The organism is Nocardiopsis camelliae (assembly GCF_028993595.1).
Classification (GTDB): domain Bacteria; phylum Actinomycetota; class Actinomycetes; order Streptosporangiales; family Streptosporangiaceae; genus Nocardiopsis; species Nocardiopsis dassonvillei.
In genome coordinates, this window is sequence record NZ_CP118614.1 from 5,084,404 (window position 1) to 5,100,080 (window position 15,677).

13 protein-coding genes are annotated in these 15,677 nt (G+C 71.8%); 5 read left to right on the top strand and 8 right to left on the bottom strand.

Annotation, left to right across the window (positions count from 1 at the left end; genetic code table 11):
* Positions 1-188: 188 nt before the first annotated feature.
* From PV789_RS22165 to PV789_RS22175, 3 genes are read right to left on the bottom strand one after another with little or no spacing between them, the layout of a single operon-like run.
* Positions 189-1,214 carry an NAD(P)-dependent alcohol dehydrogenase gene (locus tag PV789_RS22165; protein ID WP_274974374.1) on the bottom strand — a complete coding sequence of 342 codons (1,026 nt, stop codon included), beginning with the start codon at positions 1,212-1,214 and terminating at the stop codon, positions 189-191.
* A complete protein-coding gene (locus PV789_RS22170) occupies positions 1,211-2,116 on the bottom strand; it encodes an iron-sulfur cluster assembly protein (protein ID WP_274974375.1) in 906 nt (301 codons plus the stop codon). The genes PV789_RS22165 and PV789_RS22170 overlap by 4 nt, the downstream gene beginning before the upstream one ends.
* Before the next feature lies 1 nt (position 2,117).
* The gene (locus tag PV789_RS22175) at positions 2,118-3,122 is read right to left on the bottom strand and encodes an amidohydrolase family protein (protein ID WP_274974376.1); all 1,005 of its coding nucleotides are present in this window, start codon (positions 3,120-3,122) and stop codon (positions 2,118-2,120) included.
* Positions 3,123-3,279: 157 nt separating this feature from the next.
* Here PV789_RS22175 and PV789_RS22180 point away from each other — a divergent pair, with 157 nt between their 5' ends.
* Positions 3,280-4,812, top strand: coding sequence for an AAA-type ATPase lid domain-containing protein (locus PV789_RS22180; RefSeq protein ID WP_274974377.1), 1,533 nt, complete (start codon positions 3,280-3,282; stop codon positions 4,810-4,812).
* A 100-nt stretch (positions 4,813-4,912) separates the two neighbouring features.
* Here PV789_RS22180 and PV789_RS22185 read toward each other — a convergent pair whose 3' ends face one another.
* Complete coding sequence (locus PV789_RS22185; RefSeq protein WP_274974378.1) at positions 4,913-5,311, bottom strand: hypothetical protein; 399 nt, start codon at positions 5,309-5,311, stop codon at positions 4,913-4,915.
* A 103-nt stretch (positions 5,312-5,414) separates the two neighbouring features.
* On the bottom strand, positions 5,415-5,978 hold the full coding sequence (locus PV789_RS22190; RefSeq protein WP_274974379.1) for an ATP-binding protein: 564 nt from the start codon (positions 5,976-5,978) through the stop codon (positions 5,415-5,417).
* 214 nt (positions 5,979-6,192) lie between these two features.
* Between PV789_RS22190 and PV789_RS22195 the strand changes: the two genes are divergently transcribed.
* The gene (locus PV789_RS22195; RefSeq protein WP_013154508.1) at positions 6,193-7,056 is read left to right on the top strand and encodes a helix-turn-helix domain-containing protein; all 864 of its coding nucleotides are present in this window, start codon (positions 6,193-6,195) and stop codon (positions 7,054-7,056) included.
* Positions 7,053-7,292 carry a DUF397 domain-containing protein gene (locus PV789_RS22200; RefSeq protein ID WP_274974380.1) on the top strand — a complete coding sequence of 80 codons (240 nt, stop codon included), beginning with the start codon at positions 7,053-7,055 and terminating at the stop codon, positions 7,290-7,292. Before PV789_RS22195 ends, PV789_RS22200 begins: the two co-directional genes overlap by 4 nt.
* Positions 7,293-7,394: 102 nt before the next feature.
* Here the strand turns inward: PV789_RS22200 and PV789_RS22205 are convergent, their stop codons facing one another.
* Together PV789_RS22205 and PV789_RS22210 are read right to left on the bottom strand one after the other, a co-directional pair.
* A complete protein-coding gene (locus tag PV789_RS22205; protein WP_272954287.1) occupies positions 7,395-7,520 on the bottom strand; it encodes a hypothetical protein in 126 nt (41 codons plus the stop codon).
* Between the two features lie 123 nt (positions 7,521-7,643).
* Complete coding sequence (locus tag PV789_RS22210; protein WP_274974381.1) at positions 7,644-8,228, bottom strand: hypothetical protein; 585 nt, start codon at positions 8,226-8,228, stop codon at positions 7,644-7,646.
* 321 nt (positions 8,229-8,549) lie between these two features.
* Between PV789_RS22210 and PV789_RS22215 the strand changes: the two genes are divergently transcribed.
* Both PV789_RS22215 and PV789_RS22220 read left to right on the top strand, forming a co-directional pair.
* A complete protein-coding gene (locus tag PV789_RS22215; RefSeq protein ID WP_274974382.1) occupies positions 8,550-10,193 on the top strand; it encodes a glycoside hydrolase family 10-like protein in 1,644 nt (547 codons plus the stop codon).
* Between the two features lie 344 nt (positions 10,194-10,537).
* Entirely contained in the window at positions 10,538-12,973 is a 2,436-nt protein-coding gene (locus tag PV789_RS22220) for a GH92 family glycosyl hydrolase (protein ID WP_274974383.1), read from the top strand.
* 85 nt (positions 12,974-13,058) lie between these two features.
* On the opposite strand, the gene PV789_RS22225 is transcribed toward PV789_RS22220, so the two are convergent.
* Positions 13,059-15,575 carry an ABC transporter permease gene (locus PV789_RS22225; protein ID WP_274978212.1) on the bottom strand — a complete coding sequence of 839 codons (2,517 nt, stop codon included), beginning with the start codon at positions 15,573-15,575 and terminating at the stop codon, positions 13,059-13,061.
* Between the last annotated feature and the right edge of the window lie 102 nt (positions 15,576-15,677).

Genomic DNA, 15,677 nt, shown 5'->3' on the forward strand with positions numbered 1-15,677 from the left:
CGTCCCGGCAGCACGCGAACGGGCACGGCGGGCACGCCGGGCCTCCCCTTCCGCCCTCCGGCGGAGACGGGTCCGTCCCCTCGACGCGGACCGCCCCTCACCTCGGACGGATCCGGCGTGCCGCCGCGCGCCCGGCCGAACCCGCGGGCCCGGCCGGGCGCTCCCTCCCGGCGTGGTCGGAGGTCCCTCTAAGGGACGAGGATCGCGCGGCCCCGGATACGCCCGGCGTCGAGGTCGTCCAGCGCGTCCTGGAAGCGGTCGAGCGGGTACTTGCTGGTGTGCAGCCGCACGTGTCCCCGCGCCGCCAGCACCATCAGCTCGCACAGGTCGTTGTAGGAGCCGACGAGGTTGCCGACGAAGTTGATCTCCGCCGAGATGACGTCGATCGTCGGCACGTCGATGTTCTCGCCGTACCCGACGACGTGGTAGTCCCCGGCGCGGCGCAGGAACCGCACCCCGTCCGAGGTCGCCCCGCCCTCGCCCACGAAGTCGATGACCACCTCGGCGCCGTGGCCGCCGGTGAGTTCGAGGACCTGCTCGACCTGCGTGCCGTCCGCGACCACCCCGCGGTCGGCGCCGATCGAGGTGGCCAGGGCGACCGCGTCGGCGTTGCGGTCCACCGCGATGATCTCGGCCGCGGTGATCGCCTTGAGCACCTGGATGCCGATGTGCCCGAGGCCCCCTGCGCCGATCACCGCGCAGCGGTCGCCGGGGCGCAGACGACGCGCGGCCTTGGCCGCGGCGTGGTAGGCGGTCAGCCCGGCGTCGGCGAGCGCGGCCACGTCGGAGGGTTCGAGGGAATCGTCGATGCGCACCACGCTGCGCGCGGAGGTCTTGAGGTACTCGGCGTAGCCCCCGGCCGTGTCGATGCCGGGGAAGAGGTTGTTCTCGCAGTGGACGTCGTCACCGGAGCGGCAGGCCCGGCACAGGCCGCAGGTGATCAGCGGGTGCACGATGACCTTGTCGCCCTCGGAGACGTTGGTGACGCCGCTGCCCACGGCGTGCACCCAGCCCGCGTTCTCGTGGCCGATCGTGTAGGGCAGGGTGACACCGGACTTCTGCGCCCACTGCCCCTCCAGGATGTGGATGTCGGTGCGGCACACTCCGGCGCCGCCGATCCTGACGATGACGTCGAAGGGGCCGGTGACCTCCGGGGCGGACACCTCCTCCATGCGCAGGTTCTGGCCGTAGCCGACGACCTGGACTGCCTTCATGACTGCCTCGCTTGAACGGTGAGCGGAAGTGTGTGGGCGGGCGGGGCCTGGTCGGCCTCCGACCCGGGGTAGCGGGTGCGCAGCAGCCCGCGGCAGAAGTGCGAGTTGCCCTCGATGGAGATCCGGGTGGAGCGGGCGAACCTCAGCCGCAGCGGAACCTCCTCACGGGGGAAGGGGTCGCCGTGGTCGTCCACGAGCACGCGCGCGGTCGGGTCGTCGTCCAGCCCGAGCGCCGCGCGTCGCCGCAGCAGCGCCCGCCCGGCCCGGTCGTCGGGCAGGTCGGCGAGGGTGAGGTCGTGCAGGTCCTCCTCGGCCAGGCCGGGGTCCGCGCGCAGCAGCAGGGTCAGCGCGCGCTCCATCGCGGCGGCGTGGGCCTTGCGACGGAAGACCAGCCGCAGCTCCTCCAGGTCCTCGCGGGCCTCGTCCCCGAACGTGCCGCGGTAGCCCGCGTCCGCGGCCAGGCCGCGGTTGATCCTGTCCGAGTCGTGGTGGTCGTCGAGGAGGACCGCGACCTCCCGTACACCGGGCAGGTCGGTGAGCACGTCCTTGGCGTCGGAGGCCATGAGGTAGGCGAAGTTGGGCGCGCAGAACGAGGTGGGCAGCCGCAGGTGGACGGTGAGCGCGCCGCCGTCGGCCCTGACCGAGCGGACGAAGCCGAGGTCGGTGACGGGCTCGTCCAGCTCGGGGTCGTACACCGCGTCCAGCGCCCGCAGCGCCGCCCGCTCCAGCTCCGCGTCCTCCGGAGTCCCGGGTTCGGGGACCGTGTGCGCGGTCTCCGTGCGTTCCGGGGCCGGGCGCTCGGGACGCCCGTGCCCGTGCTCTCCGGGTCGGGGCTGTCCGGGGCGTGGCTGTCCGGGTTCGGGGAGCGGGCGCTCCAGTTCGGCGTGTCCGGGCGGGCGCATGTCAGGCCACCGCCTTGGCGTCGGCGGCCAGACCCAGCCCCTCGGGCACCTCGATGCCGTACATCGCGGCCGCGTTGAGCCCGAGGATCTTCTTCTTCTGGTCCACGGTGACCGGCGCGTACTCGGTCATGTCCTCGGGGATCTGGAAGTCCACGAACTTCTCCACCAGCCAGCGCGGGGTCCACAGGGCGTAGTCGCTGGAGAACTGGATGCGGTCCTCGTCCAGCCAGTACAGCAGCTCGCCGAGGATCTGCGCGAAGTAGCGCGGCCGCGTGTGGATGAAGGGGATCGCCACGGCCAGGCCCGCGTGCACGTTGGGCTCCTGGGTGGCGATCCAGCAGAAGTCCTCCAGGCGGGGCAGCCCGCAGTGCTCCACCACGAAGTTGAGGTCGGGGAAGTCGGTCGCCGCGTGGTCCACGTCGGCCACGTCGAAGGCGTCGCGGTCCAGCGGCCGGATCGTGGGCCCCTTGTGGACGTGGATGTTGCGGATGCCGAGCTCCTGGCAGGTCTCCAGGTAGCGGTAGGTCCACGGGTCGTCCAGCTTGTACCCGCGCGAGCCCTCCTTCCACTCGGCGGTGTAGAGCTTGACCCCCTGGAGCCCGAACCGCTCGGCGTCGCGGCGCAGCCACTCCAGTCCCTCCTCCTCGAAGCGCGGGTCCCAGCAGTGGTTGTAGGTGAGCTTGTCGGGGTGGGCCTGGGTGAGCGCGAAGGCCTCCTCGGCCTGCCCGAACCCGTTGCGGTAGAAGGCGCCCAGGTGGGCGGGCTGGAAGATGGCGTGGTCGACGTAGCCGTCGGTGAACAGGTCGCGCATCAGGCGCTCGCCGCCGTAGTAGAGGAAGTCCTCGTACGGCCACAGCTCCGACTCCGGGCCGAGGTTGCGGTGGTAGTCGTAGAAGCAGTCGATGAACTGCTTGCCGTGGATGTTGAGCTGGTTCTCGGGACGCGCGTCCCACAGGGCGACGTGCGCGTCCACGACGAAGTAGTTCTCGCCGTCCTTGCTGTACATGCTTCCTCCCACGAGGCCGGGTCGAGTCGGCCGTTTCGCTGGAAGACTAGGGAGACGTACGCAACTCCGGCCTGTGTCGCGTGTCTCAGTTTGAGACAGCCGCTCCGAGGCCTCCGGGACACGGACGAGTAACCTGGCCGTCACGCGGCCCGGGCGGATGTACCGACCGTCCGTCCAGTTCGCGGCCGCAGAACCCCTGGAGGCCGACGTGCACGACCGGACGTGTTCACCGCCCAGACACGCACCCACCGACACCGCCGGACGGACACCGGCGAAAGCCCCGCGGCTGCGCGCCTCGTGGCGGCGCAGCGAGCACTACGGCGTCTCCGCCGAACGGGTGGAGCCCGCCTTCACCGGTTCCGTGGACACCGGGTCGCTGTTCTACGAGTGCGGCAACGAGGTCCTGCGGGGCATCCAGCGGACCATCGCCAACGAACCGGTGAGCCTGATGATCACCGACAGCGAGGGGCTGGTCCTGAGCAGGCTCGCCAACGACGCGGCGATCCTGCACTCGCTGGACCGGGTCCACCTCGCGCCCGGGTTCTCCTACGCCGAACGCGACGCGGGCACCAACGGCCTCGGGCTGGCCCTGGCCGACCGCGCGCCGTCGCTGGTCAGGGCGGAGGAGCACTACTGCACGGGGCTGCGCGGGTACACCTGCGCCGCCGCTCCGGTCCTGGACCCGGCGGACGGCACGCTGGTCGGCAGCGTCAACCTGACCACCTGGTCGGAGTCCTCCTCGGCCCTGCTGCTGGCACTGGCCCAGTCCGCCGCGCAGAGCACGTCCGCGCTCATGCTCGCCCGGGGCACGGGACGCCGGGTCCAGCCCGCGCCCAGGGGCGCGGTGTTCCGCTTCCGCGCCGCCGGCGGTGGACAGGCCGACGCCTGCGCGTCGCGGCTCTGGCGCGGCGCCGTCGCCGAGGCCCGCGAGGCGGTGGGCGGGCGGACGCTGGCGGTCGTGGGCGAGCCGGGTTCGGGCCGGACCTCCCTGGCCTCGCTCGCGCGGCGGCAGGTCAGCGCACGGGAGAGGGTGCTCAACGCCCGTCCGCCAGCCCCGGAGGACGTGGACTCCTGGCTCACACTCTGGACCCCCGAGCTGGCCAAGGACGACACGTGCGTGATCGTGTCCGGGGTGGAGGCGCTTCCGGCATGGGGCGCGAGCGAGCTGGCCCGGCTGCTGGCCGGGGCGCGGCGCGCGGGCGGGCGCCCCCAGCCCTTCGTGGTCACGGGACGGAGCTTCGACGCGCTCCCCGAAGCGCTGCGGGAGCTGGTGGACACGGTGGTCGAGGCCCCCGCCCTGCGCCGCCGCCCGGAGGACGTGCTGCCGCTCGCGCGGCACTTCGCGCAGGGGGCCCGGGGACGGGCGATCGGCCTCACCCCCGCGGCCTCCCGCGCGCTCACCGACTACCACTGGCCGGGCAACGTCACCGAGCTGAAGCGGGCGGTGTGCGACGCGGCGCTGCGCGCGGACGTGGTCGACGTCCACCACCTGCCCGCCGAGGTCTTCCGCAGCAACGGCGGGCGCCGCCTGAGCCGCATCCAGGCCGTGGAACGCGACGAGATCGTCCGTTGCCTGACCGCTCCGGGCGCGACCGTCGTCGGGGCCGCCGCCGAGCTGGGGATGGGGAGGGCGACCGTCTACCGCAAGATGCGCCAGTACAACATCCGGATGCCCCACCAGCAGGAGTAGGCGGTTGTCCGGCCGTGGTCGCTCCGGCGGGAACCACCGCTGAGTCACGGGCGGGCCGGAACCGCTGGCGGCGGTTCCGGCCCGAGGTGGGAGGGGCCGGTCAGGCCGTTACGGGGGTGAGGGCCTCCACGGCCAGGGCGGGCGGCATGAACGGGGCGTTGTGCGGCCACAGGGCCAGGAGGAGGGCGTCAGCGTTCGCGGCTTCGAGGAGTCCGGTGGGGGTGACCACCCAGAAGGACTGGGTGGCCTCGCCGTAGTAGACGATCAGGTGGCGGTGGCGCTTCTGGATCGCGGCGGCCTGGGCGTGCTCGCGGGAGAACTCGGAGCGGTGGCCGCCCAGACGGGGCAGGCGCTGAGCGCGGCGGACGCGGCAGGAGGGGTGCGCACAGTGCGGGCAGACCGGGCCGACGAGCGGGGTGCGGCGCGGGAGTGGCGGGAAGAGTCGGGGCATCGGTCGAACGCCGTCCGAACGGCGGGGCGAGGGGATAGGGTTCTGCATCAGATCCTCTTTCCTTACATATGAGCTGTTTGGTTTCCGGGGGTTCAGGGCCCGGGAGAAGCGCTGCAACGCTTTCCTGGGCCCGTCTCATGTCGGCGGCATGTCAGTCGTCGGTGTGGGTGTTCCAGCGGCTTCCGGTGAGGTCGTAGGCCAGTGAGAACCACACCGTGCGGTAGTGCGCGTTGCCGTTGTCGCCCCAGGCGGTGGCGAAGGTGTTGACCATGGCCAGGCCCCGGCCAGATTCGGCGTCCAGGTTCAGGCCGTTCTTCTTGGGCTCCAGGCGGGAGTCCTTGTCACGCAGGCCGCCCCGGTCGCGACAGGCCAGGTGCAGCCCGGTGCGGTGGCGGTGGACGAGGAGGGTGTAGCTGCCGCCGGGTCGGCCGGAGAGGCTGTGGCGGATCGAGTTGTTGGCCAGCTCCGATCCCAGCAGCGTGAACAGGTAGCGGTAGTCGGTGTCCCGTTCGGCGGCGCAGGTGTCCAGGAACGCGCGGACCAGCGGCATCACCGCCGGGGTTCCGGCGAAGTCGTAGCGGCGCATGCGGTAGTTGGGCCGCTCGGGCTGCCGGGTGAAGTAGTGGCGGTGGACCGGCCGGATGAAGCTGGCCAGCGGGACCGTGGCTTCTCCCAGCGCGGGCACGGGCATCGGGGCGTGGGCTTTCGCGGGCATGACGAACACACTCCTTGGCGTGAGCAGGGGTTTCGTGGTGCCCGTTGGAGGAGTCTCACGGATGCCGTGATGCGCGGAACAGGCAGGGCGTAGCCTGACCGACATGAACCCTCCGTGATCCATCGGTCACTGGCTACATCCCCATATTGGAACCGCGAATCTCAGTTGTCAACCATGAACTGAGATTCGCGGTAGCTTTTGCTAGGTTGGTCCCATGCAACGGCCCTACAGCCCCACCATCCGTCGCAGGCGTCTCGGCTTCGAGCTGCGGCGCCTGCGTGAAGAGCACGGCTTCACGCTCGATGACGCCGCCAAGAGGTCAGGCGTGCCGCGCGCGACCATCGGCAAGATCGAGACCGCAGAGTCCCGGCGTACCCGCGCTCGGGACCTGGATGCCCTGGCCGACCTCTACAACCTTGATGAAGAGGGTCGTGCAGGACTGCACCAGCTATCGCGTGAGTCCAAGGAGAAGGGCTGGTGGTCCCGTTACAAGGACGTCTTCAGCGAGCGTGCCCTTCCCGATTTCGAAGCCGAGGCATCCGCCCTACGGACCTACGAAGCCCAGGTGCTCCCTGGTCTGTTTCAGACACCGGACTACGCAGCGGAGGTCTTCAGAGGAGGGCGTGCGACAGACGACCCTGACATCGCTCGCAAAGTGGAAGCTCGGCTCGCCCGTCAGCAGATCCTGTCACGGGTCAAAGCACCTCATATGACAGCGGTCATCGACGAGGGCGCCCTACGCAGAAGCGTCGGTACCCCGACGATCATGGTTGAGCAGTTGGAGCACCTTGAGAATCTGGCGTTGCGGCACAACATCGACATCCAGGTTCTACCTTTTTCGAGTGGTGCTCACCTGGGCATGGCTGGGTCCTTCACCATCATGGAGTTTCCCGAGGCCAGGGACTCTCCCATCATCTACGTCGGCACACCTTCTGATGACCTGTACCTGGAACAGCTGAGCGACATCGAACGCTATAACCTGACATTCAGCAACGTACAGGGCTCTGCACTGTCGGTGACCGCATCCGCGCAGTTCATCGCCAGTCTGCGAGCATCCATGGAGGGTGAGCAGGCATGATCCTCAAGTTCCGGAAAAGCAGCTACAGCGCCCAGAACCAGAACTGTGTAGAGGTCGCCCACATCCCCGCAGGCTTCCGGAAGAGCACTCACAGCGGTGCCGCTGAGGACTGCGTTGAGGTAGCCGACCTCCCCTGCGGCGCCGCCGTCCGCGACTCCAAGCACCCCGGCGCCGGGTATCTCCCCTTTCCCGCCGCCGAGTGGAGCGGCTTCCTGAGAACCGCCCTCTCGCGCTGACACCTGGAACCACCCACGCCCGGCCGCCTCCCCCGAGGACCACGGCCGGGCGTCGCTGTTCCCAGGGAGCAGGCATCCCAGCCGCCTCGTCCGCCTCCCGCCTCACCCCAGCGAGTTGAGGATGAACAGAAGCAGGGCGGTCAGCGCTACCGAGACCACCAGCGACATGACACAGCCCAGCCGGTTGCTGAAGAAGACGAACACGGCACTCCCTCCACTCTCAGCCACTCCCGAAGGGCCGAGCACGGTCACCGGTCCTCTACCCCGCCTGCCCCGACCCAGTACGGGCGTCTCAGGTCGTATCTTCAGCCAAGCCAGAAGAGACAGGAAGACAGAGAGAAGCCAGCAAAGCTAGTACCCGAGACTCAGGAGATAAAAAAGGATCAGGGAAGCAAGTGATGCACAAGCAAGGAAAGACAGATTGAGGTGCAGTGAAGTCACGACGCCAGAACCCTCCACAGTCACAGGTTCAGCCTTACTTCTTTCCACGAAATTCTCGATCTCCCTGGCGCACCTCCGGTTTGTAGGATAGCCAGCGAGCTGACCGACCAGAGATCCCCCCAGATTGAGACACCACCACTTAGTCCCATCCTTAAGAACAATATCTACACCCCCCTCCCAAAGAACCCTAGAAACGAGTCGAGCAGGGATGACATGCTTCACCAGGAAGTTCTTAACAACAACAGCATCATCCCGCAGTTCAATATGAGTGAAGTATGAAACCTTCAGAAAGAACCAATAAGCAGTAGGGTAGAATATCGAATAGAAGAACCACTCCCACCGATAAACTCCACTCTCGGACCCGAGGGCTTGCGTTACACCGCCAAGCCAAAAAAGCCCCATGAGAAAGCTTACGGAGACACCAAAGGAAGCCGTCCACCGATTCCGCAGTGTCTTGGAAGATCTTTTCTGCCGAGACTCCTGAAAGACGCTCACCAGAGCACCCTAACCAACCCCCTTCTTCCATCGCACCGCGGCCACCTCACCCGAATGATTGAAGTAGCTCGTGGTCTCCTCAGCTCCTGTGGCTGGGACCGGACCGGGGCGACGAGGCGCCCCGGGACTCCGGGCCAGGCGCCTACCCCCGGCTCGCGCGACACATCGGTATCAACCTGACGTAGGAGTCTTGCATCTTCCCGGCAAATCATGAAGGTTTTCTCCTAGGGCAGACCCGGACGCCGCGCGCGGTGACCGCACCGGAGCGCGTCCCTTCCGGCTGCTCGCTGTCCGCACGACAGAAGCCGGAAGGAGCCCACGTTGGCGAAACCGCACCGGAACCGTCCCGCTCACCCGCCCGCCCGGGGGGCGGGCCGTGCCTCCCGAGCCGTAGCCCTGGCCGCAGCGCTCACCGCGTCGCTGCTCCACGCGCCGCACGCGGCGGCCGCCGCTCCGGCCGTCCCGGCGACGAACACCTCCGCCGAGCCGTGCGCGGTCGATCCGCAGGCGCCGCCCAAGCGGCAGATGCGCGCCGAGTGGATCTCCTCGGTGGTCAACATCGACTGGCCCAGCGAGCAGGGGCTCTCGCCCGAGCAGCAGAAGGCCGAGCTGATCGACCTGTACGACCGGGCCGAGGCCGACGGGCTCAACGCCGTGTTCGTGCAGATCCGGCCGACCGCCGACGCGTTCTGGCCCTCCCCGCACGAGCCCTGGTCGGAGTGGCTCACCGGCACGCAGGGCACCGACCCCGGCTACGACCCGCTGGCGTTCGCGGTCGAGGAGGCGCACGCCCGCAACCTGGAGTTCCACGGCTGGTTCAACCCCTACCGGGTGGCCATGCACGACGACCCCTCGCGCCTGGTGGCCGACCACCCGGCGCGGGTCAACCCGGACTGGGTGTTCGCCTACGGCGGCAAGCTCTACTACGACCCGGGCATCCCCGAGGTGCGCGCGTTCGTCGTCGAGGCGATGATGCACGCGGTCGAGAACTACGACCTGGACGGCGTCCACTTCGACGACTACTTCTACCCCTACCCGGTGGCGGGCGAGACGGTGCCCGACCAGGACACGTTCGCCGAGTACGGCGGAGAGTTCGGCGACATCGGGGACTGGCGGCGCGACAACGTCAACCGCATGGTCCAGGAGATGGACGAGGCGGTGCACACCGCCAAGCCGCACGTGAAGTTCGGCATCAGCCCGTTCGGAATCTGGCGCAACGACACCAGCGACCCGAACGGCTCCGACACCGGCGGGTTCGAGTCCTACAGCCAGATCTACGCCGACAGCCGCAGGTGGGTGCGCGAGGGCTGGGTGGACTACATCAACCCGCAGGTCTACTGGGAGATCGGCCTGCCCGTGGCCGACTACGCGGTGCTCGTCCCCTGGTGGGAGCAGGTCACCGAGGGCACCCGCGTACACCTCTACATCGGCCAGGCCGCCTACAAGGTCGGCAACGCGGGCGCCTGGTCCGACCCGGACGAACTCTCCCGGCACCTGGACCTCAACCGCGAGTACCCGGGCGTGGACGGGGACGTCTACTTCAGCGCGAACTCGCTGCGCACCAACGCCAGGGACGCCATGGATGTCGTGGTCGAACAGCACTACTCCCACCCCGCCCTGATCCCGGTCAAGGAGGACCTGGGCGGGGCCGCTCCCGCACCGCCGGTGGTCACCGCCGCCGCGCGGGCCGACGGCGGCACCGAGCTGACCATCCGCCCCGGACGCGGCGGCAGGCCCGCCTACTACGCGGTCTACGCGCTGGAGGGCGCACCCGGACGGCAGGAGGTCCCGTGCGAGGTGCAGGACGCGCGCGCCATGGTCGGCACGGTGCGCGCGGCCGGGGACGGGGGCGAGACGGTCTTCACCGCGCCCGGCGGCGATGGTGTGACCTACTACGTGACCGCCCTGGACCGACTGCACCACGAGAGCACGACGAGCAACCCGAGGCACGTGCCCCGGGGCTGACCGACGAACCGCGGGGCCCGGGACAGCGCGCACTCCGGGCCCCGCGGCCATCCCCCTTCGGACCTCGAACCTCGACCATCACCCGCGCACGCCTCGCACCGCGACCCTTCCTCCGCCCGGCGCCCCGCGGCACCCCCGCGGACCGGCACCGCCCCCGGCCCCTCCTCTCTTCCGTCTCCCGACACCGCCACCCGCGTCCCGGTCCGCACCGTGGTCGGTCCGTGACACCACGGCGACGGACCGGCGAAGAACACGCCAACTCCCCCGCCCGGACCTGGCCACGGCCCGCACCGCTGGGCCAGACTCGCCGGGACCGTTCGCTCCCCCGCTAAGGACCGCAGAGGATGACCCTCCCTCCACGCTCCCCCCGTCTCCTACCCCCGCTGCTCGCCCTCGCCGTCGCCGCCGCCCTGCTCTCCCCCGCCCCGGCGGCCTCTGCCTCGCCGCTCCCGGCCGACACGGCCCGGGCCGTCGCCTCGCCCGTCGACTACGTGGACCCGTTCATCGGCTCCACCAACGGCGGCAACACCTACCCCGGCGCGGTCCGGCCGTTCGGGATGATCTCCTGGAGCCCGACCACCACCCGCGGGGACCAGACCGACACCGGCGCGGCCAACGGCTACTCCTACGACGTCACGCGGGTGCGGGGCTTCGCCCTGACCCACGTCAACGGTGCCGGGTGCCACCCCGGGGCCGCCGGGGACGTGCCGATCATGCCGGTCACCGTGCCCGTGGAGTCGTCGCCCAGCGCCGACACCCGCGACGAGGTGTACGCGAGCGACTTCGACCACGCCGACGAGTCCGCCTCCCCCGGTCGCTACACCGTGACCCTGGAGAACGGGGTGCGCACGGACCTGAGCGTCACCGACCGGGCCGGCGCCGGGGAGTTCGACTTCCCCTCGGACACCCCGGCCAGCCTGCTCTTCCGCACCTCCAACTCGCTCAACGGCAGCGAGGAGGCCGACGTCAGCATCGACGAGGAGGCCCGCACGGTGAGCGGTTCGGTGCTCACCGGCGCCTTCTGCGGACAGCGCGCCAACGGCGGCGAGAACAACCGCAACTCCTACTACCGGCTGCACTTCACCGCGCACTTCGACACCCCCTTCACCGAGGTGGGCACGTGGGAGGACGGCGAGCTGAAGCCGGGGGCCACCACCGCCTCCGGCGGCGAGGGCTACGACCGCGACCAGCGGCGGGGCCGGGGCTCGGGCGGCTACGTCTCCTTCCCCGAGGGTTCCGACGTGGGCGTGCGCGTGGGCATCTCCTACGTCAGCGCGAAGAACGCCGAGGAGAACCTGGACGCCGAGATCGACCCCGGGCAGAGCGTGGACGCGGTGGCCGCGTCGGCGCGCGAGGCCTGGAACCGGCGCCTGCGCACGATCAGGGTCGGCGGCGGCACCGGGGACCAGCGCACCGCCTTCTACACGGCGCTGTACCACTCCCTGCTCCAGCCCAACCTGGTGAGCGACGTCGACGGCCGCTACCCGGGCATGGACGGCGAGGCGCACCGCGTGGCGGACGGACAGGGCGCCCAGTACACGAACTTCTCCGGCTGGGACCAGTACCGCGCGCAGATCCAGTTGCTCGCGCTGCTGGAGCCCGGGGTGGCCGGGGACTTCGCGCAGTCCCTGCTCAACTTCTCCGAGCAGAACGGCGGCGTGTGGGACCGCTGGGTGCACATCAACGGGCCCACGCACGTGATGACGGGCGACCCCTCGGCCGCGACGCTGGCGACGTTCGCCGCGATGGGCGTGGACGGGTTCGACGCCGAGGCCGCCTACGAGTCCCTGCGGACCCAGGCCACCGAGCCGCACCCCGACGGGCTGTCCGACGCCGGGTGCCCGGGCCAGTGCGAGGGCCAGCGCCCGAACCTGGAGCGCTACCTCGAACTCCACTACGCGCCGCAGGACGACTGCCACTGCTGGGGCGGGGCCGCGGAGACGCTGGAGGCCTCCGTGGCCGACAACGCGCTCGCCCAGTGGGCGGAGCGCCTGGGGCGCGGGGACGACGCCGCGGTGTTCGCCGAGCGCGGCGGGTACTGGCGCAACGTCTACAACCCCGGGGCCACGCCGGAGGCGGGCTACGCGCAGGCGCGCGACGCCGACGGGTCCTGGGTGACGCCCTTCGACCCCGGGCGCGACACCGGGTTCGCGCAGGGCACGAGCGCGACCTACACGTGGATGGTGCCGCACGACGTCGGCGGCCTGGCCGAGGCGATGGGCGGCCGGGAGACCGCGGCCGAGCGCCTGGACGGGTTCTTCCGCGCCCCCGACGGCGCGTGGTCGGTGGGCGGCGGCGACCCGCTGCGCTACGACCCCACCAACGAGCCGGGCATCCACGCGCCGTGGATGTACAACGCGCTCGGGCAGCCCTGGAAGACCCAGGAGACGGTGCGCGAGATCGTGGACACCCAGTACGGGACCGGGCCGGGCGGCCTGCCCGGCAACGACGACCTGGGCACGATGTCGGCCTGGTACGTGTTCTCGGCCCTGGGACTGTTCCCGCAGGCGCCGGGGCGCGGCGAGCTGCTGCTGTCGGCCCCGGTGTTCTCCTACGCCAGGATCGCGCCGAGCGGGCGCGAGCCGATCACCGTGGTCGCCCCGAACGCCGGGCCGGACGCGACCTACATCGGTTCGGTGCGCCTGGACGGGCGGGAGCACACGCGTTCCTGGCTGCCGGAGTCCTTCCTCAGCGAGGGCGGGCGCATCACGCACGTGCTGGTCAGCGAGCCGAACACGGAGTGGGCGACCGCTCCGCAGGACCTGCCGGTCGACCACTGAGGCTGTGGGCGGGCGCCGCGCTCCCGGGTGCAGCGCCCGCCCATGACCGTCGCGGGGCCCGGTGAGCGCCGGGCCCCGCTGCCGCTCACCCGGCGGCGTGCAGCGGGCGGGCGCGCAGGGCCGCGACGGCCGGGACCAGGCTCGCGAGCAGCCCGATGCCCACGACGGCACCGGCCAGCGGCAGGTACTGGTCCAGGGGGACGGCGAGCACCACCGCTCCGCCGCCGACGAGGGCGTGCCCCACGGCGGCCACCCCGGTCAGCGCCGTGGCGGTGCCCAGCGCCACCCCCGCCAGCGACACCGCCAGGGCCTCTCCCGCGACCATCCCGGCGACCTGGGACCGCGAGGCCCCCACCAGGCGCAGCAGGGCGAAGCTGCGCGCGCGGGCCGACACGGAGACGACGAGGGCGTTGACCGCGCTCACCCCGGCGAAGCCCGCCACCAGGGCCACCATGAGGTGGGTGATCCACGCGTCCTGCTGGCCGATCCGGGCCTGGTCCGCGATGTGCCCGGCGCGGTCGGCGACCCGGAGCTCGGGCCCGGCGTCGATCGCCTCCTCCAGCAGGGCGGCCGTCCTCCCGGCGTCGGCCGAGGGGTCGAGCACCACGTACAGGCCGTTGTGCAGGGTGTCGAGCATGCGGGGCGCGACGGCCTCCTCGGGTAGCAGGACGTCGGGGAAGTCGAGCCCGGCCCGGTACAGGACCGACACCCGGGCCGTGAACGCGGTGCCGTCGGGGCCGAGCAGCTCCACGGTCCGCCCCGCGCGCCACCCCCGGCTCCGGGCGGTGTCGGCGCGCACGGCGACGCCGCCGGTACCGAAGTCCTCCCACGCGCCGTCCTCCACCGCCAGGTCGTGGATCCGCGGCACCGCCTCGGGTTCGACCAGGTGGGTGGTCAGGTACGGCCCGCCCGCGGAGGTGACCGTCTGCCGGTAGCCCCCGGCCGCGGCGACCCCGGGCACGTCCTCGGCGGCCTCGACCGCGGACGCGGGCAGTCCCACGCCCAGGGCCCCGGTCACCACCAGGTCGGCGGCCAGGCGCTCGCCGTAGGCGCGCAGGCGGGCCTCGGTGGTGGTCGTCTCCTGGAAGAGCAGCAGGCAGGCGACCGCCGTCGTCACCAGCAGGGGCGTCATGACGCCCGCCACCCGGCGGACGTCGGCGCGTGCCTCCCGGTCGGCGACCAGGGAGGCGGCGCTCCCGCGGGTGAGCGGGCGCAGCATGAGCAGCGCCGCGTGGACCAGCACCGGCGAGAGCAGGACCGCGGCGGCGACGAGGACCAGCGCGGCGGAGACGGCGGCGGTCACCGCCACCACGGTTCCGGCCAGGCCCCAGGCCGTCGCGAACAGGGCCGCCGCGCCGCACAGGGCCACGGCCCCGAGCACCGGGCGGGCACGGGAGAAGGGGACGGGTTCGGCCTGCGCCGCGCGCATCGCCTCCACGGGCGCGATCCGGCCCGCGGTGAGCGCGGGGCGCAAGGAGGCCGCCAGCGGCACGGCCAGGGCCAGCGCCGCGCCCGCCGCGAGCGCGGGCCGGCCCAGGAGCAGTTCGAACCCGTCCGGCATCGTCCCAAGCGTCGCGAAGATCCTGGCCAGGAGCAGCGCCAGCGCCGAACCCACGAAGCAGGAGAGCACGGCGGCCACGCACCCCAGGACCAGGGCCTCCCCGACGACGAGTCGGCGCACCAGCCCCGGCCGGGCCCCGGCCAGGCGCAGGAGAGCGAACTCCCGGGCGCGGTCGCGCACGCTCAGGGAGAGCAGGCCCGCGACCGTGACGGCGGCCACCGCCAGCGCCAGTGCTGCCATGGTGCCCAGGAACCGGCCCATGCCCGAGGCCAGGTCCCGGTTGTGCCCGTCCAGTGCGAGCGCCGTGGCGCGTTCGTCCCCGGTGAGGCCCCGGACGCCGGGCGCGGCCTCCTCGACCGCCCCGGCCAGCCGTTCGGGGCCGGTTCCCTCCCCGGGCCAGAGCGCGGCCACGACCGGGTCGCCGCCCCGCCGCGCGGCCTCGGCGGGCGGGAAGAACAGGGCCCGGTCCGGGGCGCCGCCGCGCTCGACGGTTCCGGTGACCAGCACGTCGGCGATCCCGTCGGAGGTCAGGACCCGCGCGCGGTCGCCGGGGGCGAGCCCGGCGTCGGCGGCGGTGCGGGTGTCGATGACCACCTCGTTCCCGCTCTCGGGGGCCCGTCCGGCGGCGGGGGTGAGCCCCTCGGCCTCGGCGAGCGCCCAGGAGTGGCCGAAGGAGCGGTCGGCGTGGCCGCCGAGCGTGCGGTCGGAGGTGACCACGTAGGCGGAGAAGGGCGCCTCGACCGCCGTCCGGCGCACGCCGGGGAGGCGTTCCAGTTCCGCCACGGTCCGCGGGTCCAGCCGGGGCGGTTCCCCCAGCGGGGAGGCAGTGACCCCGGCCGCGGCCTCCTCGGGGACGGCCGTCACCACGACCGGCGCCAGCGACAGCGTCCAGGACGCCCCGGCCCCTTCGGCGGCCACCCGTTCGGCCGAGTCCTGCAGGGCGAGGACGGCCGTGGCCAGCCCGGCGCCCAGGGCCACGGTCAGGACCGACAGGGCCAGCTGGCGCGCGCGGTCGGCGGCGCCGCGCAGAACCATCCGCATCACGCGGCACCGCCTCCCCCGCCGCCAGGGTCCGCCCCGTGGTGGCGCGGGTCCTCTTCGAGACGGTCCGGGCAGGGCGTCCGACCGGTCGGCGCCCCGGGT